The 23,688-nt window shown below is 50.5% G+C and carries 27 protein-coding genes; 9 read left to right on the top strand and 18 right to left on the bottom strand.

Annotated features, from left to right (window positions below; all coding sequences use genetic code 11):
• The first annotated feature begins 6 nt into the window (after window positions 1–6).
• The 3 genes from U9S71_RS16495 to U9S71_RS16485 are packed head-to-tail and all read left to right on the top strand — an operon-like array spanning window position 7 to window position 1,711.
• Complete coding sequence (locus U9S71_RS16495; protein WP_326328723.1) at window positions 7–759, top strand: SDR family oxidoreductase; 753 nt, start codon at window positions 7–9, stop codon at window positions 757–759.
• Window positions 756–1,463, top strand: a complete 708-nt coding sequence (locus U9S71_RS16490; protein ID WP_326328722.1) for a 2OG-Fe(II) oxygenase — start codon at window positions 756–758, stop codon at window positions 1,461–1,463. The genes U9S71_RS16495 and U9S71_RS16490 overlap by 4 nt, the downstream gene beginning before the upstream one ends.
• A 2-nt stretch (window positions 1,464–1,465) precedes the next feature.
• Window positions 1,466–1,711 (top strand): Ada metal-binding domain-containing protein, encoded by a 246-nt coding sequence (locus tag U9S71_RS16485; protein WP_326328721.1) that lies wholly within the window; start codon window positions 1,466–1,468, stop codon window positions 1,709–1,711.
• Window positions 1,712–1,761: 50 nt separating this feature from the next.
• On the opposite strand, the gene U9S71_RS16480 is transcribed toward U9S71_RS16485, so the two are convergent.
• The 13 genes from U9S71_RS16480 to U9S71_RS16420 all read right to left on the bottom strand — a co-directional run bounded on the left by U9S71_RS16480 (window position 1,762) and on the right by U9S71_RS16420 (window position 16,322).
• On the bottom strand, window positions 1,762–2,535 hold the full coding sequence (locus U9S71_RS16480; protein ID WP_326328720.1) for an SDR family NAD(P)-dependent oxidoreductase: 774 nt from the start codon (window positions 2,533–2,535) through the stop codon (window positions 1,762–1,764).
• Between the two features lie 21 nt (window positions 2,536–2,556).
• On the bottom strand, window positions 2,557–4,266 hold the full coding sequence (locus U9S71_RS16475) for an IlvD/Edd family dehydratase (protein ID WP_326328719.1): 1,710 nt from the start codon (window positions 4,264–4,266) through the stop codon (window positions 2,557–2,559).
• Window positions 4,267–4,374: 108 nt separating this feature from the next.
• Window positions 4,375–5,616 (bottom strand): MFS transporter, encoded by a 1,242-nt coding sequence (locus U9S71_RS16470; protein ID WP_326328718.1) that lies wholly within the window; start codon window positions 5,614–5,616, stop codon window positions 4,375–4,377.
• 63 nt (window positions 5,617–5,679) lie between these two features.
• Window positions 5,680–6,390 (bottom strand): sugar transferase, encoded by a 711-nt coding sequence (locus tag U9S71_RS16465; protein ID WP_326328717.1) that lies wholly within the window; start codon window positions 6,388–6,390, stop codon window positions 5,680–5,682.
• Window positions 6,391–6,555: 165 nt separating this feature from the next.
• Window positions 6,556–7,464 carry a glycosyltransferase family 2 protein gene (locus U9S71_RS16460; protein WP_326328716.1) on the bottom strand — a complete coding sequence of 303 codons (909 nt, stop codon included), beginning with the start codon at window positions 7,462–7,464 and terminating at the stop codon, window positions 6,556–6,558.
• Window positions 7,461–9,044, bottom strand: a complete 1,584-nt coding sequence (locus U9S71_RS16455) for a right-handed parallel beta-helix repeat-containing protein (protein ID WP_326328715.1) — start codon at window positions 9,042–9,044, stop codon at window positions 7,461–7,463. Before U9S71_RS16455 ends, U9S71_RS16460 begins: the two co-directional genes overlap by 4 nt.
• Window positions 9,011–10,003 carry a glycosyltransferase family 4 protein gene (locus tag U9S71_RS16450; protein WP_326328714.1) on the bottom strand — a complete coding sequence of 331 codons (993 nt, stop codon included), beginning with the start codon at window positions 10,001–10,003 and terminating at the stop codon, window positions 9,011–9,013. Before U9S71_RS16450 ends, U9S71_RS16455 begins: the two co-directional genes overlap by 34 nt.
• The gene (locus U9S71_RS16445) at window positions 10,003–11,190 is read right to left on the bottom strand and encodes an O-antigen ligase family protein (RefSeq protein ID WP_326328713.1); all 1,188 of its coding nucleotides are present in this window, start codon (window positions 11,188–11,190) and stop codon (window positions 10,003–10,005) included. Before U9S71_RS16445 ends, U9S71_RS16450 begins: the two co-directional genes overlap by 1 nt.
• Window positions 11,177–12,382 (bottom strand): glycosyltransferase family 4 protein, encoded by a 1,206-nt coding sequence (locus U9S71_RS16440; protein WP_326328712.1) that lies wholly within the window; start codon window positions 12,380–12,382, stop codon window positions 11,177–11,179. Before U9S71_RS16440 ends, U9S71_RS16445 begins: the two co-directional genes overlap by 14 nt.
• Window positions 12,379–13,464: a glycosyltransferase family 4 protein gene (locus tag U9S71_RS16435; protein ID WP_326328711.1), complete on the bottom strand. Its 1,086-nt coding sequence runs from the start codon at window positions 13,462–13,464 to the stop codon at window positions 12,379–12,381. Before U9S71_RS16435 ends, U9S71_RS16440 begins: the two co-directional genes overlap by 4 nt.
• Before the next feature lie 12 nt (window positions 13,465–13,476).
• Window positions 13,477–14,418 carry a glycosyltransferase family 2 protein gene (locus U9S71_RS16430; RefSeq protein ID WP_326328710.1) on the bottom strand — a complete coding sequence of 314 codons (942 nt, stop codon included), beginning with the start codon at window positions 14,416–14,418 and terminating at the stop codon, window positions 13,477–13,479.
• Complete coding sequence (locus U9S71_RS16425; protein WP_326328709.1) at window positions 14,411–15,985, bottom strand: lipopolysaccharide biosynthesis protein; 1,575 nt, start codon at window positions 15,983–15,985, stop codon at window positions 14,411–14,413. Before U9S71_RS16425 ends, U9S71_RS16430 begins: the two co-directional genes overlap by 8 nt.
• Before the next feature lie 49 nt (window positions 15,986–16,034).
• Complete coding sequence (locus U9S71_RS16420) at window positions 16,035–16,322, bottom strand: YgaP family membrane protein (protein WP_326328708.1); 288 nt, start codon at window positions 16,320–16,322, stop codon at window positions 16,035–16,037.
• A 225-nt stretch (window positions 16,323–16,547) separates the two neighbouring features.
• On the opposite strand from U9S71_RS16420, the gene crcB reads away from it, so the two are divergent.
• The gene (crcB, locus tag U9S71_RS16415) at window positions 16,548–16,934 is read left to right on the top strand and encodes a fluoride efflux transporter CrcB (protein WP_326328707.1); all 387 of its coding nucleotides are present in this window, start codon (window positions 16,548–16,550) and stop codon (window positions 16,932–16,934) included.
• Here the strand turns inward: crcB and U9S71_RS16410 are convergent.
• Window positions 16,922–17,299, bottom strand: a complete 378-nt coding sequence (locus U9S71_RS16410; RefSeq protein WP_326328706.1) for an SRPBCC domain-containing protein — start codon at window positions 17,297–17,299, stop codon at window positions 16,922–16,924. The two genes, crcB and U9S71_RS16410, sit on opposite strands and share 13 nt — an antisense overlap.
• A gap of 113 nt (window positions 17,300–17,412) precedes the next feature.
• Window positions 17,413–17,604: a hypothetical protein gene (locus tag U9S71_RS16405; protein WP_326328705.1), complete on the bottom strand. Its 192-nt coding sequence runs from the start codon at window positions 17,602–17,604 to the stop codon at window positions 17,413–17,415.
• 575 nt (window positions 17,605–18,179) lie between these two features.
• Here U9S71_RS16405 and U9S71_RS16400 point away from each other — a divergent pair.
• Window positions 18,180–19,016, top strand: coding sequence for a DUF1835 domain-containing protein (locus U9S71_RS16400; RefSeq protein ID WP_326328704.1), 837 nt, complete (start codon window positions 18,180–18,182; stop codon window positions 19,014–19,016).
• A gap of 288 nt (window positions 19,017–19,304) precedes the next feature.
• Here U9S71_RS16400 and U9S71_RS16395 read toward each other — a convergent pair whose 3' ends face one another.
• The 3 genes from U9S71_RS16395 to U9S71_RS16385 all read right to left on the bottom strand — a co-directional run bounded on the left by U9S71_RS16395 (window position 19,305) and on the right by U9S71_RS16385 (window position 20,788).
• Window positions 19,305–20,009 carry a Sir2 family NAD-dependent protein deacetylase gene (locus U9S71_RS16395; RefSeq protein WP_326328703.1) on the bottom strand — a complete coding sequence of 235 codons (705 nt, stop codon included), beginning with the start codon at window positions 20,007–20,009 and terminating at the stop codon, window positions 19,305–19,307.
• A 22-nt stretch (window positions 20,010–20,031) separates the two neighbouring features.
• Window positions 20,032–20,436 (bottom strand): hypothetical protein, encoded by a 405-nt coding sequence (locus U9S71_RS16390; protein WP_326328702.1) that lies wholly within the window; start codon window positions 20,434–20,436, stop codon window positions 20,032–20,034.
• 100 nt (window positions 20,437–20,536) lie between these two features.
• Window positions 20,537–20,788, bottom strand: a complete 252-nt coding sequence (locus U9S71_RS16385) for a hypothetical protein (protein WP_326328701.1) — start codon at window positions 20,786–20,788, stop codon at window positions 20,537–20,539.
• 204 nt (window positions 20,789–20,992) lie between these two features.
• On the opposite strand from U9S71_RS16385, the gene U9S71_RS16380 reads away from it, so the two are divergent.
• From U9S71_RS16380 to U9S71_RS16365, 4 genes are all read left to right on the top strand, one after another.
• Entirely contained in the window at window positions 20,993–21,313 is a 321-nt protein-coding gene (locus U9S71_RS16380) for an ArsR/SmtB family transcription factor (protein ID WP_326328700.1), read from the top strand.
• A complete protein-coding gene (locus U9S71_RS16375) occupies window positions 21,310–21,813 on the top strand; it encodes an SRPBCC family protein (protein ID WP_326328699.1) in 504 nt (167 codons plus the stop codon). The genes U9S71_RS16380 and U9S71_RS16375 overlap by 4 nt, the downstream gene beginning before the upstream one ends.
• Before the next feature lie 380 nt (window positions 21,814–22,193).
• Window positions 22,194–22,952: a 3-keto-disaccharide hydrolase gene (locus U9S71_RS16370; protein ID WP_326328763.1), complete on the top strand. Its 759-nt coding sequence runs from the start codon at window positions 22,194–22,196 to the stop codon at window positions 22,950–22,952.
• Between the two features lie 104 nt (window positions 22,953–23,056).
• Window positions 23,057–23,668: a TetR/AcrR family transcriptional regulator gene (locus U9S71_RS16365; RefSeq protein ID WP_326328698.1), complete on the top strand. Its 612-nt coding sequence runs from the start codon at window positions 23,057–23,059 to the stop codon at window positions 23,666–23,668.
• Window positions 23,669–23,688 lie beyond the last annotated feature (20 nt).

Here is a 23,688-nt window from a genome sequence, read left to right as displayed (position 1 = left end):
AAAACAATGCAAAGATTTGAAGACAAAATCGCTCTTATCACAGGCGGAACAAACGGAATGGGATTTGCCACAGCCCAACAATTCATCAATGAAAGCGGTAAAGTAATCATTACAGGACGAAGTGCCGAAACCGTAAACAAAGCCGTAGGGCGGTTAGGAAAAAATGCGTTTGGTATTGTGTCCAATGCAAGCAGTATGGAAGATATAATGCTTTTGCAGGAACAAGTAAAACAATACACAGACCACATTGATTTGCTCTTTGTCAATGCAGGTTACGGAAAGTTTGCACCTGTTGAGTTTGCCGATGAAGCCCATTTTGACGAGTTGTTCAATATGTTGGTAAAGGGAACCTTTTTTACCGTTCAGCAAATAGTACCATTGATGAATAAAGGAAGTGCAATCATACTCAATACATCGGTAGTTACAGGAATGGGTATGCAAAATTTTTCTGTTTATTCTTCGGCAAAATCAGCCGTTCAATCGTTCATTAAAACTTTTGCTTCGGAGCTTACCGAAAAAGGCATTCGTGTAAACGGTATCAGTCCGGGTTACATCAAAACAAACGGATTTAATAATACAGGTTTAAGTTCTGAACAAATTGAGGGAGCTATTCAAAGCATTATTCCTACTATTCCTTTCAAAAGATTTGGCGAACCTGCGGAAATTGCCAATGCCGTATTATTTCTTGCTTCGCAGGAAGCCTCATACATACACGGAACGGAATTAACGGTGGACGCAGGAATTTTAGTTATAAAATGATAAAGCAGAAGTTACAAAATACAGATTGGCAAAACATAACCGAAACAATGCACACAAACGGTTATGCCATTATTCCAAACCTGTTATCAGACAAACGATGCGAAATACTGAAATCGGAATACAATAACCCAAACGCTTACAGAAAAACGGTAGTAATGGAACACTACCGTTTTGGTTTGGGCGAATACAAGTATTTCAATTATCCGTTGCCCGACATTATTCAGCAAATCAGAGCAAACATTTATCCGCACCTTGCACCCATTGCAAACGCTTGGTTTATGGCATTGAATATTGATAAGCAATTTCCGTTAGAACACAACCAATTGTTGCACCAATGCCACCAAAAAGGACAGCAAAAAGCTACTGTTCTGATTTTGAAATACGGCAAAGGCGGTTTCAATACGTTACATCAGGATTTGTATGGCGATGTTTATTTTCCGATACAGACCGTTTTGTTTTTGAACGAACCCGACCAAGATTTTACAGGTGGCGAATTTGTATTGACACAACAAATCCCAAGAGCACAATCCAAAGCCATTGTATTAAAACCGAAAAAAGGCGATATGCTGATTTTTACAACCAATTTCAAACCCGAAAAAGGCACAAAAGGTTATTACCGGATAAATATGAAGCACGGTGTAAGCGAAATCCACAGCGGAGAACGCTATACTTTGGGCATTATTTTTCACGATGCCATAAGTTAGTAATGATAAGACACAGCGAAATATCCGACAGCGATTTGCACTACAAACTCAAACAAAAAGAAATTTGTTTTGGTGGAAATTGCAAACTTAAAATTTACGGAACTTTGTCTTGTGCTTCGGGCAAGAAAATGAAAAGAGAAAACAGAGTTTTCTTTTTATCGGAAAAGGAAGCAATGAAAAACGGTTTCCGTCCTTGCGGACATTGCTTGAAAGAAAAATATCAGAAATGGAAGAATGAAACTATTTGACGACATCATAGTGCTAGCAGCTCGTTGTCGGTGCAGCGAGACACCTAATTTCAATACGGCGAAGGACTGACCGTTGACCATCCCCCATCTACCACCACCGTTTGCCCCGTAATGTGCCGTGCCGTGTCGCTGACCAGAAACAGTGCTGTCGATGCGATATCGCGCGGTGTGGCGGCCCTGCCCATCGGCGTGATCGACGACCAGGTTGCTGCATATTCGGCATCTTCCGCTGTCCGTTCCGTAAGCGTGGCGCCCGGAGCGACTGCATTCACGTTGATACCGTGGGGCGAAAGTTCGAGTACCAGGTGCTTGGCAAGCATCTCCAACGCCGCCTTTGACATCCCGTAAGCGGCCAGGTTTTTATGGGCCTGGTGCCCCGTTACCGATGAGGTAAACAGCATGGAGCCGCCACGCCCCTGCCGGATCAGCTCTTTTGCCGCCGCTTGGGCAAGGAAAAACGTACCCCCGAGATTCACGGCCATTACCTTCTGGAATGCCTCCGGCGTGTACTGCAGGAAATCTCCGAACAGCGTAATCCCTGCGTTGGCGATGACGATATCCAATGTGCCTGTCTCAGCGACCGCACATTTCACCATCCCGTCGATGAACGCGAGATCACCCGAATCGCCCGGGCATGCCAGGCATTTCCCTTCCTTACCGATCTGTGCTACCGCCGATTCCGCCAAGGCTTCATCGATGTCATTCAGCAGCACATTGGCCCCTTCCGATACCAGCTGGCGCGCTATTTCAAACCCGATACCTTGTCCGGCCCCCGTTATGACGGCTGTTTTGCCAGCAAATCTACCCATCGTCGTTTTATCCATTTAATGTCTCTGTTATTTTTATCAATGCGAATCGCGCGATACCTCACTCCCCGAGCCCCCCTTCAGGAAATCGAAGTCGGCACCGAGGTGCGCCTGCTCCACGTGGTCTACATACAATTTGGCATAGCCCCGCGGAAACGGGTTGGCAACCATTTGCATCTGCTCCCGCCGTTTGGCCAGTTCCGCTTCGTCGACCAGCAGTTCCAGTCGCCTGCCGGCCACATCCAGCCTGATCAGGTCGCCATCTACCACCAGCGCCAACGTACCTCCGGCAGCGGCCTCCGGCGAAACATGCAATACGACCGTACCGAAACCCGTACCGCTCATCCGGCCATCGGAGATGCGAACCATGTCCGTAACACCCTTTTCCAAGAGTTTCATCGGGACACCCATATTGCCCACTTCGGGCATACCGGGGTATCCCTTCGGTCCGACGTTTTTCAACACCAGTACCGAGGTCGCATCCACGTCAAGTTCGGGGTCGTCTATCTTGCGTTTGTAATCTTCGATATCCTCAAACACCACCGCTTTACCGGTATGCTGCATCAGTTCCGGTGATGCCGCCGATGGCTTCAAGATAGCGCCATTTTCGCATAAGTTACCCCGAAGCACGACCATGCCTGATATCGGGTTGATGGGCTCGTCGACCGTAGCGATAACGGTCGCATTCAAGCTTTCGCAGCCCACAATGTTCTCTCCCATGGTCTTGCCGTTCACGGTCAATGCATCGGTATGGAGGTACCGTTCGATGGCGTGCATCACGGCCGGCAGTCCGCCCGCATAATACAGGTCTTCCATGAAATATTGTCCAGAAGGTTGCAGGTTGGCCACCAGGGGCACATCGCGCGAGAACCGGTCGAAATCTTCAAGCTCCAGCTCCGCGCCTATCCGGCCGGCGATGGCCATCAGGTGGATGGCAAAGTTCGTCGACCCGCCGATAGCTGCGTTCGTTCGGATGGCGTTTTCGAATGCCGGACGGGTGAGGATATCCGACAGCTTCATTCCCTCCCAAACCATTTCCACGATGCGGCGGCCCGAGAGCTGCGCCAGCACTTTACGGTTCGCATCCGCCGCGGGTATGGCCGCATTGCCCGGCAGGCTGATACCCAATGCTTCCACCATGCTCGCCATGGAAGAGGCGGTGCCCATTACCGCGCAATGCCCGCGACTCCGGCACATGCCCCCCTCTGCCAGGTTCAGCTCTTCTTCACTCATCGCCCCTTTCCGGGCATCCTCCGAAAAACGCCACACGTCGCTCGTACCGATACTTTTGCCGCGGTACTTCCCCGTCAGCATGGGCCCACCCGACACCACGATGGTGGGCAGGTCAACGCTACACGCACCCATGACCAGCGATGGGGTAGTCTTGTCGCATCCGCATAGCAGAATAACGCCATCCACCGGGTTGGCCCGGATAGATTCCTCGACATCCATGCTGGCCAGGTTGCGGAAAAGCATCGCCGTAGGTTTCATCAGCGTCTCGCCGAGCGACATCACCGGAAACTCTACCGGCAAACCACCGGCCTCCAACACGCCGCGCTTCACCGACTCGGCCAGCTCACGGAAATGCGCGTTGCATGGCGTCAGCTCCGACCAGGTGTTACATATACCGATGACCGGTTTACCGCGGAACATGTCGGCAGGGATGCCTTGGTTCTTCATCCACGCGCGGTAGATGAACCCGTCTTTACCCGAACGGCCGAACCAATCCGAGCTCCTTAATTTTTTCATTGATGTATCTGTTTGCTCACTCATAAAATTGGCAATTGGCTAGGATTAACTTACGCTTGCCTTGATAAGCAAAGGTAACATTTACTTCATACGAGTCAAGCGGGATTGCTAGCGGGATACACGCTGTCTTTTCACCAACTGATCCACCCGGTACATGAAAAACAGACCGAGTATAGAAAAAGCCACCACCACATAACCCACGGTGTCGTAATGTTCAAGGGGGCTAAAGTTCGTTTCCTGCACGACGATCTTTCCGGCCAGGAAGGCGGCTATACCGCCGGCGAGCTGCTGTAACGAAGCATTGACACTCATGAATGCACCCCGGTCTTTCAGCTCGGGCACAGCACTTGTCAACGCCGACGAAGGGATCATCCGGCTAGTGACGCCCGCCATCAGCAAGACATTCAGTGCGATGGCCACCCACAGCGGCACCACCGACAGGTTCGTGTACCAGATGCACATCGCCATCAACCACAGTGAAGCGATGACAAACAACTTGTACTTATCTGCGCGATCGCTCAGGCGACCGATAAACGGCATGATGACCAAGGTGCCGAGCCCCGCCACCATAAACAGAAGTGGCAACTGATGCTCTGTGACGTGGAGATTATTAATGGCAAAGGCGCTGCCGAAAGGCATCATCATAAAGCCGCCCACCGAAAGCAGCGCGGTCGCTGCGAAGCCAATCCGGTAGTCCCGGCGGGCTAGCGTATGCCAAAGGTGGGTAAAGGCAGATTTTTCACTTTTAACACGCAGGTGCTCGTTAATAGGCTGAAGGTAGATACCGATAACGGCAATCATCGCCACGCCCAGTGCGGCGACCATGAGGAACGGCATTTCCCAGCCCCAGCTGGTAGCAATATACAGACCGATGGGAATGCCCAGCACCTGGCTGGCGCCAAATGCCATCTGCACGAACCCCAGCACACGGCCACGCTGCTGCAGCACAAACAGGTCGGCAACGATGGCCATGGAGATGGATCCGATAACCCCACCGAACAGCCCGGTAATGACCCGAGCTGCGACTAAAAACCAATAAGTATGTGCAATGCCGCACAACACGGTACCGAACACGAAACCCACGTAAAAGAAAAGCAAAAGTTTCTTGCGGTCGAATTTGTCGGAAAAGCCGGCGGTAAGGAATCCCGAAAAGCCAGCGCTAAAAGCATAGGCAGATACCGCTAGTCCGAATTCAGACGGAATGAGGTGCATGGACTTCATCAAGATATCGCCCAGCGGCGACATGATCATGAAATCGAGGACAACCGTAAACTGAGTGACGGCTAAAATAACGATTACCAAGACTTGGTAGCGGGTAAGCGATGGTGCACTCGCGGACGTTTGGTTCATTCTATCAAGACGTCCAAATACGCCGATTGTTACTTAGGCTACTAATTATTTTTTCAAACCCCGCTATTTCCCCTTCCCTTGGATCATCGCCTTCACGGTTTGCATAATGATGCCGACATCGGTTCTCAGGCTCATACTCGATAGGTAATCCAGGTCGTAATCAACCCGTTCGCACATCTGATATACGTTTTCCGCATAGCCATAATACACCTGCCCAATGGAAGTGATACCGGGCTTGAGCCGGAAGAGCTGCATGTATTCGCGTTTGTGCGCCTTGATCTCTTCGATGAAATGCCGACGCTCGGGACGTGGACCAACAATGGCCATATCGCCCTTCAGTACGTTCCAGAATTGAGGCAGTTCATCGAGATGCGTTTTCCGCATGAATTTACCCCACTTGGTGATCCGGGGATCATCGTCCGACGCCAATTGCGGCCCCGCCTTTTCAGCGTCTACCTGCATGCTGCGGAATTTATAGATAAAAAAGGGCTGCTCGCCTTGACCGACCCGCTCTTGCTTGAAAAATATAGGACCTCGTGATGTAATCTTCGTAATCAACATCAAGAGCATGTATATGGGCAACCCAAGCGTTAACACAAACGACGAGAATACGACGTCGACTATCCGTTTAATCACGATGGTCTCTTGGTAAACCAAAAGCTTCCTTTTTATCGCGTTAAGGTCGACACGGAATACGGCCGGATAGCTGATGAGCTCGTATATCGGGTTATCGACTTTATAGGTCAATTGCTGTATTTGATTTTCTCTACCCATGGATCTTCTTCACTTAATAACTTGTAGTTTAACACGAATTAAGTGCCAGTCTGTGAAAATCACCATTTATGCTCCATGCGGATAATATAGCGGGTTTAGGCGTCGAGAGGGCCCCTGGCGCGTGTAGAAAAATTCCACACAATAGGGTATAAGCTGGCCACGGAATTACGACCAATACCCTTTATACATGGAGAACGCTTTGCGGAATTTAAGGGGTAGATTACGATAGGAAAGACCCAATCGGTACCCCAACCCTTTCGCCAGAATGGAACAGCCAACGGTTGGGAGCAACAACGGATTCCGGCGACCTATGTAGCTTACTTCTGATTTTACGTAGCGTAACCCTTCGCCACCTGCCCTTCCAAACGTGTCGAATATCCAGGGGTTGTCGCTATGGAACACACCGATATCGAAGTACCGCTCAAACTCCTCGCGGATGGTGTAGTGATGCGAGTGATAAACGCGCGCGTCCGCCACATAGGCCATTTTCCAATGGCGCAGTAGCAGCCGGCCGGCGACAATTACGTCTTCGCCCATAATGGTACCCTGTGGGAAACCACCTACTTGTTGGAGTGCATCGCGACGATAGGCCGCGAATGAATTGGAGCAGGAGATGGTTTTGATACCATAGGTCGGTGCATCGGCGCGGGTACGCAGTTGGCTATATGCCGGATAATTGAACAAACGGGCGTGGCGTTCCAGCAGCGTAGCTCCGCTACGTGGCAGCTGCCTGCCGTAGGCCACCCCTACTTCGGGGTGATCAAATGCATGCATCAAAGTGGCGAGCGCTGATGCATCGGCAGGAATAGCATCCTGTGTCAACAAGCCATAGATATCGGCATCGGGGTAGGCGTCGATGGCCCGTTGGCGCGTGCCGCCATGGTCGAACGCCTTGCCACCGAGGCCAATCACCGTATGACCGTGGGCAAGGGCAGTTTCCACAGTACCGTCCGTCGAACCCGAATCGATCACCACACAACGCTGTACCGGATGGGTCTGTTGGGCTAGCATGCCCAGCAACTCCACAAACCTCGGGCCGCCATTTAACGTCGGTATATACAGGTTCACCTTCATCGCTGCTCCGCCATGTTGACGTTTTCACGGACCTTATTTTTGTTGATTTTGATGTCGGGTGGCCGGAAATCATGTATCCATGTACCGCCGGAGGTCACGAAATTGCTATCTATGCGTACACCCAAAGCAGTTTTCCGAACCGTGATGGCGGCGTTCTTTGTGTTGAAAATGTGATTACCGAGCAGCGAGGCGCCCGCTACTTTCACAAGGAGCAATGCGCCTGATTCATGGCCGCTTGTGAGGCGGTTACCTTCAAACTTGAAGTACCCATCCATGTTGACATTGATGGGCCCGCTGGCAATTTCGTTTTCCATGAGGCGCAGGGAATCGATTTGAATACCATTTGGTAGCATTACACGGTCTATTTGGCCATGCCGGATATCCAATAGCGCTCCGCTGGCATTCGCTAGTAGGCGTAGGGTACGGAATGTGTTCCCTTCCATCCGTATATGCTCCCACCGGCCAACAAGTTCAAACGCCCCATCCGTCACGTTCCGGTTGGCCGTGATGTCCCCGCATCCCTCTATGTAAAGGGCCGGTCGATTATTGCCAAATGCCCGGTTGCCGCTCAGGGTTACCCCCGACACCCCGATCAACGTGCCTATACCCGATCCGTCGGGTGTGGATTTCCCATTTACGGAGCCGTTTTGGTAGCTGTAATTGCCCGCAATGAGCGCGTTGATAGCCACCACTTGGCCGTGCGCCCGGTTGTTGATGTCTACGGCATCAGCCGCATTGTGTTCCAGGCGGTTGTTGGTGATGCGGTAATTGGCCACCCGTTCGGCCGCATTGAAGGCTACTTGAATACCGCTCATCCCGTTGTGGTGTATATGGTTGCCGTCAATTTCCACATCTTCGCTATCGTGGATGAAAACGCCATTTTCGCCGTTGTGATGGAGATGGTTGTTAGCAATCGTTATCCCACTGCTAGACAGCACGCGGATGGCAGTGCCGGGATGATAGGTTTCGGTGGATTGCCTTGCACTGCCGTAGTGGCTGATGGTAGTTCCCACCACCCGCGATGCCGAGCAATCGTACCACAGCACCGCTGGGAACGACCGACGATTGGTCGAATCGCCTCCAAAGTGGCTATCCGCCACGGTAATATTGCTGCATTGAGACGCATAGATGGCTTCGTTCACCGTTTCGGCGCGTACCGAGAGGTACACATTTGATATGCGATGTGCCCTGAAGAGTGGTGCCGGCGAATGTTGTTGTTCGACCGCGAACGGCGCCGACAGTGCTGCCGATTGCTTCAATAGGCCGTCGGCGACGACGTGCACATTAGACACCAGCCGGATGGAGCGGACCAGATAGGTCCCTTTGGGCAGATACACCGTATCACCCACCCCGGCGCTATCCACAGCACGCTGTATCGCCTCACTGTCATCCCTGTTCCCGTCGCCCACAGCACCATAGTCCATTACATTGATACGTTTACCGGTACCGAGCGTCGGTAAATCGGCTTGCGAACGCGTTTCTCCGCCACATGCTGTGATCGATACCACGAGCAGCCAAACAAAACATAGCCTATCCATCCGTTCCTTCATCTTCGTTTTGTATTCGTTATCGCTTCCCACGTACGGGTTGCGGTATTATCCCACGTAAATTGGGCTGCCCGGCTTAGTCCGGCCTCGGTAAGCAGCCGGTGCCGGCTGCTATCGTTGGCCAGCACTTCTATACCGCCGGTGATGGCTGCCACATCGCCGGGGTCCACACACAAAGCGGCATCACCGGCTACCTCGGGCAGCGGACCGGCCGTAGACGTGAGCACCGGTGTACCCGCCGCCATGGATTCGATAACCGGCAGGCCAAACCCTTCCATCAGCGACACGAATAGCGTCGCCTGTGCTCCGCGATACAGTGCAGGGAGCCTTTCTTCGGACACATGCCCCAAAAACCGGACCCGCTTACCGATACCAAGCCGTTCAATGATGGCCAACGTTTCCCGATCTCTGGCCCCGGTAAGGAAAAATTGGAAATCCTGTGGAATAGCTGCGTGGGCGAAAGCTTCCAGCATAGCTCGAATATTTTTGTTCGCCCGCCGGTTGCCCACATACAGGAAATAAGGCACATCACTTTCGTAGGCCTCTTTATTCGTCCGGTAACGGTCGTCCACGCCGTTATACACCACAGTAATCAGCCCTTCATCGATGCCCAGCAAATCGACCAGTTGCCCCTTGCTGAAGTGCGAGACCGTGATGACCTGATCGGCCTTCGCCGCCAAGCGTGCAATGACCTGCTGGTAATACAGGCGGTGCCACTTGGTGTAATAAAACAGGTGCATCAGGTCATGGATGGTAAATACCACGGGAATGTGACTATAAAGCGGCGGCATAAACGACGGACTGTAGAACACATCGGCATCATGCTGACGAATCTGGCGCGCAAGCATCAGTGGCGTCAACAGGTTGCCCAATCGCATACTGCTCTCAACAAACGCAGGTGAAATATGGGCAGGTATGCGCGCCATCACCTCGCGGTATAGCTTACCGATCCCTGTATCGGCGTCCCACCTGTGGTCTATCAATAAACGCATCAGGCGACCCTCCCTTTTAATTGCTTCACCGGTACCGGTCCCGCGCTCCCGAGGAGAAAGATCAACACCAGATAAAGCACGATATCATTGTCGTATCCTGAATACAGGATCATCATGATGGCCAGCAGCGGTATAAAGGCCACCCACCAGAATAACCGGTCGGCATGCATCCGCATACAAAACCGGAAATAATAATAGAGAAACAACACGTAAGAAACAATGCCGACCACACCGAAGTCGAGATAAGCGCTCAAGAACGTATTGTGGATATGGGGCTCGCCGTGGTAAAAATCCGCATACCTCCCGAGGAAATCGCCCCCGCTCAGAAACCCATTCCCCAACGGCGAAATGGTGGAAAAATGTTCGAGAAATGCCTTCCAGTAGGTTAGCCGCACCCCCATTCCATCGTTGGAAGCAGTGATGTTCTCCACCCGGATGACCCGCTGTGCGACTACCGGAAATGCCAACGCCACGATAACCCCGAGCACTACACGCCACCGTACGGTCGCCGCCAGCCATACCAAGCAGCCGATGCCCATGAAGAGTGCGACTACGGGTGTGCGCGATAGCGACAGCCAGGCCAACAGCAATACCAAGACAATGCGCCACCATATGATGGCATGCTGTCTCACCGTTGGCAGCAGCACATAAACAAAACCCAGCAGGGCAATGCGGGCACCGAACATATTCTTGTCGTCCAATCCCCAAAAATAATATCCCGACTGATATAATGCACTGCCCTGTGCCGAAGTGGCGGCGCCACCCACCCATCGGAAATCGACTGCCTGGTGATAGGCCAGCAATTGCAACAGCGTCAGTGCCAGCGCGATGTGCAGGGTGATATCTACCCATCCCACTAAGCGTTCGTTCTGCCGTTGTGCCAACCATGCCACGGCCACATACATAAACGTGAAGTTGACCACCAATTTAGCGAAATTGGTTAACTGCCACCGCTCGGCGGGCAGGCCCATGAGGAATACCGCAATGGCGTACCCCGCAAATACCGCAAGGGCCATCGACCATCGATGCTGCAGCCAAACCTGCGTAGCAAGCGCAAAAAAGAGGGTGGCCACCAGAAACACCAGCGGATAGATCTTCACCGGTAGGAAAACGGACAGCAGCGCGACACAAAACAAAAGCTCGCACAGCATGGGCCGCCCCCTCGCTATTTTCTTAAGTACCTGCATGATCTGCTAGCGCTGTACCTAGTATATGTTCATATTCATTTACCATACGCTCCACGCTGAGGTATTCGCTGACGGAGTCCCGCGCCACAGCGGCCATCCGGTTATAGACGTCTACTTCTTTCCATAGCGTAACCAGCGCTTGGCCGAGCGACTCGGGTTTATCGGGGTCACAATGCATACCATTTTCGCCGTCGACAACCGTCTCCCTCAATCCGCCCCGGTTGCTCACCACAACCGGCAAATGGTTTGCCAAGCCCTCTACCGCCACCATGCCCAGCGGTTCTTCCCAAAGCGAAGGGACAACCAGTACGTCGACGGTTTTGCAAAAATCTGCCGAAGCTACGTAGCCTACGAAATCAATGCGGCTGTCGGCACCCGCCAGCTGTTTAACGCGCTGCATATCTTCCGCTTTCCCCTTTCCGGCAATACGCAACTGACCGTCGATACGGGCTGCCTTAAACTGGCTGATAAGCCACTCCACACCCTTCGTAGCAGATATCGTACCGATGTAGCCAACCGTCAGTCCGTCGCCGGAGCTACGATGGCGCGGCGGTCCGGCCGCTGGGATGTCGCGTGCATTATGCACCACGTAGCAGGGTACATTTTCAAAATAACCGTATTCGGTAAACCGGTCCATTATACTGCGGCTGATACCCACCACGGCAGACAATCGGGCAGACGCCCAACGGTGTCTTCGCCGCAGCAACCGGCTGATTGTATCTTGGCGGGCATGGGTATATCCCTGCTTGAAAAGGGTGCTGTTCGGGCTGAGTAGATACATATCGTGCAACACCTGCACGATGGGGATACCGGCACGGTGCACCTCATCCCATACGGCAATGGACCACCCCACGAGGTTGTGGCACGACACGACCGTAGGCTGCTCGGCAGCAAGCACTTCGCGCACGTAGGTGGTCATGGCCCGGTTGTATCGATCGCGAAAGTGCCAACGCAACCTGCGGAATTTGCCGGGGCGCTCTTTGGTAAACGGCCAATAGTTGTTTTTGAGCCCCGCGCGATATACCTTTACGCCGTCCACCACATCGCTGCCCAGTCCCTTACTGGGTACCAGGCTCAATACAGAAACCTCATGCCCTATAGCCTGCATGCCCTCCACCAACAGTTTCAGTGAGATTTCCGCCCCCCCCGCTATGTATGGCGCATAAAGCGCATGGATATATAAAATCTTCATCCGTCCACTCTTTTGGGATTATCCTTATCGACGAAATAATGATATATCCGATCCAACTCATCCCCGATGCGGTGCGGATCGTGTGCCGCCGCCACGTGTTTATATAGACGCTCGCCCATTTGGTCCAACGCCGCCGGATCATCCCGCTTTCGCACCAACGCCTGTTCAATTTGCTGTGTCAATGCCATTCGGTGTTCTTCATCGGTACCGTACCGATAACAAAAGGTATCCACCATACGGCTACCTAGACCCGAAATCGTGCCGATTTCCGGGCATATGACCGTTTTCTTATACGAAAACGCCAAGATAACGGTGCCCGAATTGAGGCTGCTCGCCAAATCATATGGCGATACAACCGCATCCGCCTCACCAAGCATTCCGGCTATTTCACCATCGGGTATAAAGTAGGGCAATAACGTCACATTCCCGGTATTTTCTGCTCGGCTCGCAAGCGTTTGCTGGTAGCTTTCGTCGATGGCTTTGCCGGCGATGGTAAGCCGTACGTGCGGGCCGAATTTGCGTACCACATCGATAAGCAGCTCCAGGTTTTTATAGGGCTTCACCATGCCGATAAACAGGAGGTCCAAGTTATCGCCTTGGCGTGTGGTGGCCGAAACGGTATCCCCATATGCACCAATGAAATGTGGGTGTGGCAGATGGATTACCCGTTCAGATACTTGTGCCCCATACGTTGCCAGCACGGCCTCCGACTGGCCCGAATGGATGATGATGCGGTCCGACCAGCGTACCAGCAGGCGGATAAGGGTATGGCTGAAAAACGCAGCGCCTTTTTCGTGCGACACGCGGTTGTGGAGGGTCCAAATCAAGGGTTTCCCACTCAACCGGATGACGGCAAGCACGGTCAGCTTCCGCAGGAAACTGCGCAACGCAACGAAAAAACCACGATCATCGATGTTTTCAAACCAGTTGAGGTGTACCAATTTGATGGACCGGAAATGCTTCCGACTGGAAAAAATGGTATCTAGGGGATGTATGCGGTACCCCTTGGCCCGCAGTTCGTTTACCAATAGCTGGATGTACCGGTTTTCTTCATTAGCGGGGGGATTGAAAATAATATCCATGATCCTTCAGTGCTACATTCGTTTCGCAAGCCCCTGTGCTTTTACAGCCGCTAGGATAATGTCATGGAGCCGGAGACCAAATTCTTTCCGGTGTTTGTACCACATCCAAAACCGACGCGCACGGTGGCGGCGCATGGAAAGGGCCATGGTAAATTGCTTCCGTTGCTGCATAAGCCTATCTTGTTGTTCAAGCAAATTACGGTAAACCACCTCTTCGGCTTCGTGGGGGATGTGGTCTGCCAAAAAGCCACGCAACCACACCGCATATAACACATTGGCTCGCATCTTTTCGAGATCATTGCCGGTCGACGTGATTGAAAGGTTATGGTGGCGATAATTGAATACCGGCCTGTTGGTATGGGCCATGCCTTTTCCGGCGCATGCCTTGTAGGCCGTGATGTCGTCAGACCCCCACGCCAGGGGCAATGCATAGCACCCCCCTTCCCTGCTAAGCGCTTCCCTTCGGTAAACGAAATCGGAAATGTACTGCGACCGCCATTGGTTCAATCGGTGCCAAATATGGTCGCAAACCCGCTCGAATGACGGACCGGCAGGCGTTAGCCGGATGGCATCACCGCTGTCGTCGATAATGAGGCTCCGGCAATGATACACGTCTAGGCCGGGATAATGAGTCATCAAGGTCATAAACTCTTCGAGATAATCGCGCTCCAACCGGTCGTCGTCGCCCATGATTACCACATACGCTCCCTCTGCGAGTGCCACGCACCTATTCCAGTTGTCCGTGAGGCGCAATGGCCCCACGTTGCTTTCATTCTCATAGTACCGGATACGGGTATCTGAAAAGGAGCGCACAATTTCTTCCACCGGCTCGGGTGAACAATCGTTGAGTACAATCACCTCGAAATCTACATACGACTGTCGCAGAATGCTCGCTATGCACTCCGCTAGAAAACGGCTTTTGTATGCCGGTATACAAATCGAAAATTCAGGCATCCCTTTTTCCTTTCCCGATGAGTGTTTCCTTCAGTTCACGAATCGCTACGGATTTGAGCACAAATAACCGTAGATACGTACCATAAACCAACCCAAAGATAGCCGTACTGACGATAACCGTGCCATATACGCCGCGTTGGGGTAGCCACCCCGATGCATAATGCCCAGCCGCCAGTGCGACCACACCCCCAATTGCCGCCGGTAGGAAGGCTCGGCTAAATAAACGGAACCCATCCAAATGGAGCACCTTAGGGATGTAATAGAGGTAAAAGAAGCCTATTTGGAGCACCATATAAACCAAGTACCCCAACACCGCCGCACCTACCTGGAGGCGGGGTGCAAAGATGACCGTGATGGGCAGTGAAACGATACAGGCCACGGCCGACGAATAAACAAGGGCACGTGTTTTACCCGTGGAAAGGACAAGGCTGGCCACCGGGGTGTTGTGCATGGAAAGCAACACCGTGAGCAACCATATGGACAACCAAAACGTCAGGCCGCTATACGCGTTACCCATATACAGTAGCAAAATTTCATCTGCATTCAAGATCAACACGAATACCATGAAGCTTAAAAAAATGGAGATGTACGCGGTCGCTTTAAATACCATACGTTCCATCCGTTGATGGTCGCCGGTGGCGTAGGCTTTTGATGCCGACGGTAGCAGCACCTGCATAAAAACACCCCCGAACGCCACAATCAACATCGCAATGGTTTGGATAACACGGTAATCGGTAAGCACTTCGATGCCGCCGGCAAACTTGCCGAGCAGCAGCGGCCGGAGGTTATTTGCCGTCAGCTGAAACAATCCCATCGCGAAAATCGCTAGGCTATACATCAATATTTCTCGGAATGCAGCCCCATCCCAGCGGGGGGCCAATAGCGAATTCCGCGGTACTGGAAAGACCTTTAACCGCCAGAAATAAAACGGGATGGGCATGAGGGTAGCGAGCGTATAGCCGATAAAATAGGTAATCAAGGTAACGTGCAACTGGATGGCTAACAAAGCGACCACGAAATTCACGACGCTGCTAACAGCGGTAATCCGGTTTACGAAACCCAGTTCTTCCTTGGCGCTCAACAACTGGACCGCCACGCCCGAAAGCCAGCTCAGCACCGTTGAAAGTGCCAACACGTACATCATCTGCCGGTACAATGGCAACTGCGTATCGGCAAGGTTGAACAGCTGCTGCCCGTGAACAGACATCACCAGAAATATAACGGCGTTGATAAGTCCTATGGCACCATAAAAAACAATACTGGAACGGGATACCCGGCTTATTTTTTCCCAATTGCTGTCCGCCGTCCACATCGAAAAAAACCGCACGGCTCCCACGTTGAACCCCAAGTCCATCAAGCGCAGGTAAGCATTAAGCGAAAAAGCGAGTGCAATTAATCCGTAGTCGGCTTTCCCATAAAAACCGACCAGCAGCGGAATGGTAACGAATTTGGCGAGCGCGTCGACTATTTTGGCCAACACCCCCCACAGGGATCCAGAAAACACACGCTTAGTACCGCTCAATTGGTCCGTTGTGCCTTCAGGCAGTGCTGAGCTATTGGAGTCCATATTCAGCCAACCAATATCGAAAAAAATGCCGGCCGGCCAAAACGAGCAGTTACTCTGCTACAATATGCTCCACCCCCTCGGCGCGCCGATTGCAACACACCGAATCCTTCACCGGGCAATAGCCCGTGGCGCCACGTAGTATCAATGCGCCGCCAACAGCTACTTCTGCCAACGAGGAAAGTGGTGTCCTGAACATGCGCGTAATGCCCGTGTATAACACAAAAGCGCCCGCTGCCACGGACAACAACCGCTCCGAATTGGCAATATTCGCATTGTCGTTGGCTTCTTGGAGCCGGTATTTCACATCTTCCAATATTTCTTTGGTCTTGGTGTCCATATCATTCAGTCTCTTAGACAAACTTACCTATTCCTTATCGTTAGTACAAACAACGCGGTCGTCTTTTGGTTTTGCTTATCCAAAGCTAGCACGTATCCCACTGATACACAATACCTAAAATAGTGTATTTTGCCAATTGCATTTTGAAGCCCACTATTTTAATTACCTTTGCGTTGCTAGCAGATGGCAGCCGATCCCTTGGGCAGATGGTTATAAAAAACAGTGATGATTAAACAACTTTTATTGGTAGGTATCGGTGGCGGCATCGGCAGTATGCTCCGGTTTCTGGTATCGGTGGCTACGAGTAGATTCGTACAAGGTGGCTTCCCCTTGCCTACCCTGGTGGTTAACCTTTCGGGCTGTTTCCTGATCGGTATCTTGGCCGGTATCTTCGCACAGCCACCGTACAGCGACAACACCATGCGATTTCTGCTCATTACCGGTTTTTGCGGCGGTTATACTACCTTTTCCACCTTTGCGAGCGAAAACATGGTGCTCATTGAAAACCAGCAGCTAATTATGGCCATCGGCTATACAGTGTTGAGTGTAGTGCTGGGTATCGCACTCGTATGGTTGGGCATGTTGGCGAGCCAAGCGGTTTATTCGCGGTAGAAATCAATCAGCGCCGCGGCGTAAGTGTTGTTCCAGCCGTCGGCAATGTCGTCATACGCCTCATCGGGGATACCCGATTGCCGCACCTCCATGGACGTACCGCGCTTATGCGGATGCAGCCGGATGGTGGCAATAGATTCCGTGTCTTCACCGAAGTACCACTGCTGTACGATTTCCTTATCCTTTACGAAAGATAGGTTCTTCCCTACGATGGCACCACTCCACAAGGAGAATTCCGTATCCGGTTCCGCAACCATGGTGGCTTCCTCGCCGGTCCACAGGTTGATGGTTATTTCTGTGGTCAGCGCCAGGTACACTTCCTCGGGTTCGGCGGGAATAATGAAATAAGCTTTGAAGTCCCTCATGCTTTTTTGCTTTACTGAAGCAAAAGTACTGAAAACCGAATGTAGTGCACTCATGAGCACCGCTTAAAATAGGCAAAAAAACCTTCACCTGGTTTCACCCAGTGCGCGGATGGTTAGATGCAATCGCCGCAACCGGCAGCCCCACACGCTTCTCTGTGCACAATCAACTGAATTAGGTACCCCGCGCAAATCACGCTGAACAGCCCGTATTTCGCCGCCGTAAAGGTTATCCCGTAGGTGAAAAACGAAACCAACCCAATCATCATCAGCCGGAGCAGCATATCTCTCGTGGTAAACCGTTTCATACGGCGGCAGCTGGCGCGTAGCGATTCGCTGAGCGGAATATTCGCCGCGGGAGCCGATACAACCCTCCATCACCGTCCCCGGCCATATCCAACGGGAACTTACTTTGTAAAAAGAGGTGTGCAGATGCCGTCTCTATACGCTATCGCCGAATCTTTTCGTCCCAGGTTCCTTCGAAATACCATTTAGTCTGTTTGACGGATAGCGAACCAGACTACATTACCTACATTAGTGGCTATGATCCCCTCATTTCTACAGGGTAGAGGTGGCAACTCATTTCGCTTATGCCATGGTCATACCGCTAATGTCGGACTTTTGTAGCAGCATTCCCTTAACCCAGTTAAGAACGCCGTCTCAGGATAAGACCAACTTCGTCTTATCTCCCAACATAATGCCTGCGGGATGTAAGCGGTATGCGGGGCGTATGCGCGAAAAGGTAACATACAGCACGTATACAGCTTACATCCCGCACGCATAACGGGCGAACAAAGGGCGAAGAAATCCCCTCTTTATGTCAAGCTACAATTATCAATACGGAGCGTCAATCTAGATAGAAAGGTATTATATTAGCGTAGTTATGGATAAAAGAAATATTCATCTTGTGTTTGGGCACACCAGCAACACCATTTTATTGCAGAGTGGACTGATAAATCCCGAGGCAGAAGATGTACTGGTATTGAATGATTCGCTGTGCTTAGGACCACTTTTCGATGTTGATGACGACCGGGGGACCGAAAACAGGCGGTTGTGGTGGATTAAAAACGTGTACGGGCCACATGGGAGCGAAAGCCACATCGATTTTTTAGAGGAAGACCGCAACCGTATTAAAAAGTTATCTATCGATATACCGCGATATGAGGCGATCTATCTTTGGTTTGGCGAAGATGGCAACGAGAAAATCGCAACAGCACGGTTGCTTCATTACCTACGGAACATCCAAATATCCATTTTCAAACCCGACTTTCATAATGTCCATGTAAGAAATATCCGCGGAGAGGCAATCAATCCAACTACATTATATTTAATGAACCCCGCCGACTTACCCGATGTAGCCAAGCACTTTTACGAACTTAACACACAGCATCGGGCTTATTGGGAGTCTTTGTGGGAACGGTTGCTAGCTGACCATGCCACCATTCACATTTTTGACAAATCGAACAATATCTTAACCGGTAACCATCGGTTTTTCGATACATTTCTTTTGGAAAAATGTACCCGTGAACCTAAAAGCTCGGCATTGATCGTTGCCCAAGCATTAACAACTATCTGGAATACTTATGGTTTATCTGGAATCGGTGATGTTTTTCTATTTCATCGATTAAACTGTCTGGGTGAAAAAGGCACCATAGCAATTACCGAACGTCATGAGGACCCCAGCCGTGGTCGTATGGTCTTTAAAGTTTGTTCTTGCTGACACTTCTCGTCTATCACATTTGAATGCCTCAAGTAGTTGGATTACCGCAATATTCGAACCACTTCGGGATCGCCTTCGGAATGGCTCCTTTCCCTATCCGAAAGTGGGGTTCTCCCACTATGCATCCGCTTACCCTTCGCTAAAGTGCCGCGTTTTGGGCTTTTTACCGAGATATATGCGGGACATATGGGGATAGGCCCCCGAAGGAAGAGTAAGGGAAGGTGGGCTGGAGCACGGGATGGGATAGGTAAACGACATTTTAACGGGGTAATCACGACAGCTTGAACATTAATCCATCGAAACGATGTTTTCTTGATCAAAGAGTCGCTCATACAAGATTTTCATTCCCGCAGTCGCGACGTCTTGAATGATCTCATAATTTAGGGATTTGGACGGTGCAAGTAACTGCCTGTCGATCAAAAAGCGCCTGCAATCTTGCGGCGCTTCGTCGATGAGCCCTGCGGCTGGATAGACCTGTAACGACGTGCCAATCACCAGGAGGTAGTCTGCCTGTGCCATAAGCGGAATGGCGTGCGCGATCATCGGGACATCTTCTCCAAACCAGACTATATGTGGCCTTAGCTGCCCACCGTCTTCGGCCAGGTCACCTAATTTGATCCGTTGGCTGGCCGGAAAAAGAAGCATCTCGTTTTTTACGCTTCGCATTTTGGTGATTTCTCCGTGCAGATGCAGAACCTTTTTACTACCTGCCCGTTCATGTAAATCATCGACATTCTGTGTGATGATCTGTACATCGAAATGCGCTTGCAAATCAGCTAAAAGCTGGTGAGCAAGATTAGGCTGAGCTTCCATCACCCCTGCACGGCGCTCATCATAAAATTGAAGTACCAAAGTTGGATTTTGATGCCAAGCATCAATCGTTGCGACCTCTTCAATCTTGTAGTTTTCCCACAAACCGTCCAAATCGCGAAAGGTCTTCAATCCGCTTTCAGCACTTATGCCCGCTCCGGAAAGTACCACTATTTTTTTCATGGGAATCAAGATAAGCCATATACTATTTGCTCCGAATAGACAGCTTACCGCAGCCCATATAGGTTACATTTCGATAAGCAAAATAGATATCGTGTGTGGGGTTATCCTCTCCGGTTATGTCCAACGTACAGCCGCCTGTTTCCGACCTCCTGACGATGCCATGGATGGCACGCCCATGAAACGCGTAGGTTTCCGTATGGGTCTGCTTTCGGGATAACAGCAGGGTATCCCTTACGATGTCGTTGACACAATGCAGTACGATGCGGTTTTCTTCGACCGTCATATTCCAAAATGGCTCAGTGCCTTCAAAATAACCTGTTATCGAGGTTTTGTCTTCTTTATTGGCCAAACCGGGGTCGCTATACCCCCAAAACCCGGTCAGCATGGAACCAAACAATGCGAATGCTATCAATAACTTTGTTATCATGCATGTACTCCTTTTGTCCGAAAATCAATCGCCGGAGCAGTAATCCTACGAAACAAATATATAAACTCTTTTCAGAATCGATCATTTGTCAATTTGTCAATTAGGGTTTCCTATCATCAGGGGCAGTCTTATCGTCGTCCGCTAGTGCTTTGAAGACATCGCGTGTAGAATTTCCGTTCTTGATGATATCGCCTTTGTGAATAGGCGCCAGTGAGTCGGGCTGGATTGAAACTGGGGTTTGCAGGGAATCGGCCTTTTCGCCTTCCGGTGCAGAAGTATGTACGTAGTCCAGCACGAAAAACAGCGCAAATAACACCACCACACCAATAGCCACTAAATAGGAAACTCTCATCGCCGGATATTTTGGACTAAAATACAAAATAGCGGTGAGGTGATCACCCATTTCCATAAAACAGGAGTTGCTCCACGGTTCTCAAAGCGAAACGGCTAGAAAAATTTCATCGGCTGGAAAAAATTTTTGGACAAATTTGCGAAACCGAAAAGTTGCGCATATTTTTGCAACCAAATGGTTTCTAAAAATAAAACAACAGACAACATGAGGCGGGATATATTCCAGGCCATAGCTGACCCGACAAGACGGGGAATTATAGCGTTAATTGCCCTTCAGGCAATGACACCCAATGCCATTGCCGCGCATTTTGATACCACCCGGCAGGCGATATCAAAACACCTTCGGATTTTGCAGGAGTGCGAAGTAGTAAAGGCAGAACAGCAAGGGCGTGAAATTTACTACCAGCTGGAAATCGACAAAATGAAAGAAATAGACCACTGGTTGGAACAATTCCGGAAAATCTGGGAAAGTCGCTTTAACCAATTGGACGAGTTATTATCAACGATTAAAAAACAGCAACCATGAACGATCAGCTCCTATTCGATTTTTCCGTAGATAAGGATAGCCAAACCATCCGCATCACACGTGAATTTGCCGGCAACCTTGAATTGGTCTGGCAAGCGTGGACAGCCCCGGAATTACTCGACCAATGGTGGGGACCGCAACCCTGGAGGGCCGAAACGAAGACGATGGATTTCCGTGAGGGCGGATATTGGCTCTACGCCATGGTCAGTCCCGAAGGTGAAAGGCACTATGCCAGAACCGATTTCATTTCGATCGTAAAGGAAAAATCATTTGCCTCAAAAGGCGGTTTCAGCGACGAAAACGGCACGATAAACCCCGCCTTTCCGCAAAACGTATGGGAGAACAACTTTATACCCGTGGCTGACAAGGTCCGGGTAGACATGTTACTAACCTACGATTCGCTCGCGGACCTCGAAAAAGAGATAGCGATGGGCTTTAAAGAAGGTATGACCGTAGACTTCCAGCAATTGGACGAATTATTATCGACCTTGAAAAAATGAAAGCGTCATATAGCAAATGAGACTATAAGAAGCTTGACTTTCTTACGATCTCGCGGCCTAAACGCCCGCTAGTGCTATTATGATTAGACGCTAATGAGTCGGACTGGGTCGAAAATGGGATTTACAGAGAATCGTTTTTTTTGTCTGCCGGTGCAGAAGTCCCGAGCTTTGCTATTGGCTTGTACGTCTTCTCTGGTGGCCTTTATCAGGGGCATGTTCGTACGGTTTTGGCTAAAGATAATAAATAAATCATGCTGCCAACAGGCTCCTTCAAAACTTAACCTACTTTTTTTACAATCCAATTGTTTTAATTAGTTGGAATATCCATCTTTACACCCTAATGAATAGCTATAGAAATGAAGAATAATCAGACAACCTTGATGAGGAAGGGTGCTTTATTGCTGCTTATTACCCTCGCTTTTTCTTTTAATACCCATGCGCAGAAGGCCGATCCGGATTCGGGATGGATTTATCTTTTTGACGGTACCAGTACCGAGGGCTGGCGGGGATACAATGCAGAGGTACTGCCACCGGGATGGACCATCAAAGACAGCACACTGACATTTGATACTGAACTCGGCCTGGAACAGGATTACAAAGGAGGGAAAGACATCCTTTACGGCGCCGAAGCGTTCGATAATTTTGAACTATACCTGGAATGGAAGCTCCCTGAAGGGGGAAACAGCGGCATTTTTTACCATGTAAAAGAAGGATATCGGGCGCCCTCTGTCGTAGCGCCCGAGTACCAGCTCATTGATGACGAAAACTATGCCCACATACATGACCTTACCGCATACAACACCAGCCTGGGTTATACGGAAAAACCCGAGGAGCTGAAACCCTTGCAGCAAACGGGTGCCGATTATGCCATGCATCCGCCCAACCCCGACAGGACGTTACATCCGGCAGGCGAATGGAACAGCTCGAAAATTGTTTTTACCCCCGAACGCGTGGAACACTGGCTGAATGGAAAACTGATTTTATCTTTTGTTCCCTGGGATGAAGCATGGTATGAAAAGAAAAACTCGGACAAGTGGAAGAACAGTCCGGATTATGGCAAATTCAAAAGTGGATACATTGCCCTACAGGATCATGCGAGCCCAATCTGGTTCCGTAACATCAAGATTAAAAAATTATAAGATCACGCTCATGCAAGTGGACAATATTATATTTTAATCATTTGATTAAAATGTTTGGTTAAACCAAAACGACCGGCTATATTTGCGGCGTAGCGACAGCAGATATGGCAAAACCCAAGAAAAAAACAGACCTCAGTACGGAGGAGAAAATCAAGGAAGCTGCCCGGAAGGTTTTTACCCAAAAGGGTTACGCTGCTACGCGTACACGCGATATCGCCGAGGAAGCAGGCATTAACCTGGCACTACTCAATTACTATTTCCGGAGTAAGGAGAAGTTATTCGAGATTGTCATCATGGAAAAAATGCAGGTCTTATTCGGCAAAGTAGGCCCCATCTTGATGGACGCAAAAACTTCCATCGAAGAGAAGGTGGAGCATGTGGCCGAACATTACATCGACACCCTCCTAGCCAACCCGGATATCCCCCTGTTTGTGTTGGGTGAAATCAGGAATAATCCAGATAAGTTCGCCAACTTGGTGAAAACAAAAACAAACATCACCGATTCGGCATTTTTTAAACAGCTCGCGGAGCGGCGCCCGGACATCGACCCACTCCATTTCATTTTCAATATGCTGGGGCTCGTTATTTTTCCGTTCATCGGCAAACCGCTCATCCAACTGATCACCGGACTCGAACCGAGCAAAGCGGTTGCCCTGATGAATGACCGTAAAACACTGATCAGAACATGGTTTGTTGCGATGCTGGATGCATCGTGATTTTTTTTGGACACATATTA

Source organism: Parapedobacter flavus (genome assembly GCF_035818675.1).
In the GTDB taxonomy this organism is placed as follows: domain Bacteria; phylum Bacteroidota; class Bacteroidia; order Sphingobacteriales; family Sphingobacteriaceae; genus Parapedobacter; species Parapedobacter flavus.
The sequence above is the reverse complement of the archived record's forward strand: the minus strand, read 5'-3'. Positions and strand labels throughout refer to the sequence as shown.

Coding starts and splice junctions, on each gene's coding strand:
- crcB (WP_326328707.1), top strand. CDS start 16,548: ATGATTAAACAACTTTTATTGGTAGGTATCGGTGGCGGCATCGGCAGT.
- U9S71_RS16460 (WP_326328716.1), bottom strand. CDS start 7,464: ATGAAGGTGAACCTGTATATACCGACGTTAAATGGCGGCCCGAGGTTT.
- U9S71_RS16380 (WP_326328700.1), top strand. CDS start 20,993: ATGAGGCGGGATATATTCCAGGCCATAGCTGACCCGACAAGACGGGGA.
- U9S71_RS16385 (WP_326328701.1), bottom strand. CDS start 20,788: ATGAGAGTTTCCTATTTAGTGGCTATTGGTGTGGTGGTGTTATTTGCG.
- U9S71_RS16400 (WP_326328704.1), top strand. CDS start 18,180: ATGGATAAAAGAAATATTCATCTTGTGTTTGGGCACACCAGCAACACC.
- U9S71_RS16470 (WP_326328718.1), bottom strand. CDS start 5,616: ATGAACCAAACGTCCGCGAGTGCACCATCGCTTACCCGCTACCAAGTC.
- U9S71_RS16435 (WP_326328711.1), bottom strand. CDS start 13,464: ATGGATATTATTTTCAATCCCCCCGCTAATGAAGAAAACCGGTACATC.
- U9S71_RS16395 (WP_326328703.1), bottom strand. CDS start 20,009: ATGAAAAAAATAGTGGTACTTTCCGGAGCGGGCATAAGTGCTGAAAGC.
- U9S71_RS16490 (WP_326328722.1), top strand. CDS start 756: ATGATAAAGCAGAAGTTACAAAATACAGATTGGCAAAACATAACCGAA.
- U9S71_RS16425 (WP_326328709.1), bottom strand. CDS start 15,985: ATGGACTCCAATAGCTCAGCACTGCCTGAAGGCACAACGGACCAATTG.
- U9S71_RS16370 (WP_326328763.1), top strand. CDS start 22,194: ATGAGGAAGGGTGCTTTATTGCTGCTTATTACCCTCGCTTTTTCTTTT.
- U9S71_RS16445 (WP_326328713.1), bottom strand. CDS start 11,190: ATGCAGGTACTTAAGAAAATAGCGAGGGGGCGGCCCATGCTGTGCGAG.
- U9S71_RS16390 (WP_326328702.1), bottom strand. CDS start 20,436: ATGATAACAAAGTTATTGATAGCATTCGCATTGTTTGGTTCCATGCTG.
- U9S71_RS16480 (WP_326328720.1), bottom strand. CDS start 2,535: ATGGATAAAACGACGATGGGTAGATTTGCTGGCAAAACAGCCGTCATA.
- U9S71_RS16420 (WP_326328708.1), bottom strand. CDS start 16,322: ATGGACACCAAGACCAAAGAAATATTGGAAGATGTGAAATACCGGCTC.
- U9S71_RS16410 (WP_326328706.1), bottom strand. CDS start 17,299: ATGAGGGACTTCAAAGCTTATTTCATTATTCCCGCCGAACCCGAGGAA.
- U9S71_RS16475 (WP_326328719.1), bottom strand. CDS start 4,266: ATGAAAAAATTAAGGAGCTCGGATTGGTTCGGCCGTTCGGGTAAAGAC.
- U9S71_RS16375 (WP_326328699.1), top strand. CDS start 21,310: ATGAACGATCAGCTCCTATTCGATTTTTCCGTAGATAAGGATAGCCAA.
- U9S71_RS16365 (WP_326328698.1), top strand. CDS start 23,057: ATGGCAAAACCCAAGAAAAAAACAGACCTCAGTACGGAGGAGAAAATC.
- U9S71_RS16485 (WP_326328721.1), top strand. CDS start 1,466: ATGATAAGACACAGCGAAATATCCGACAGCGATTTGCACTACAAACTC.
- U9S71_RS16440 (WP_326328712.1), bottom strand. CDS start 12,382: ATGAAGATTTTATATATCCATGCGCTTTATGCGCCATACATAGCGGGG.
- U9S71_RS16430 (WP_326328710.1), bottom strand. CDS start 14,418: ATGCCTGAATTTTCGATTTGTATACCGGCATACAAAAGCCGTTTTCTA.
- U9S71_RS16405 (WP_326328705.1), bottom strand. CDS start 17,604: ATGAAACGGTTTACCACGAGAGATATGCTGCTCCGGCTGATGATGATT.
- U9S71_RS16450 (WP_326328714.1), bottom strand. CDS start 10,003: ATGCGTTTATTGATAGACCACAGGTGGGACGCCGATACAGGGATCGGT.
- U9S71_RS16465 (WP_326328717.1), bottom strand. CDS start 6,390: ATGGGTAGAGAAAATCAAATACAGCAATTGACCTATAAAGTCGATAAC.
- U9S71_RS16495 (WP_326328723.1), top strand. CDS start 7: ATGCAAAGATTTGAAGACAAAATCGCTCTTATCACAGGCGGAACAAAC.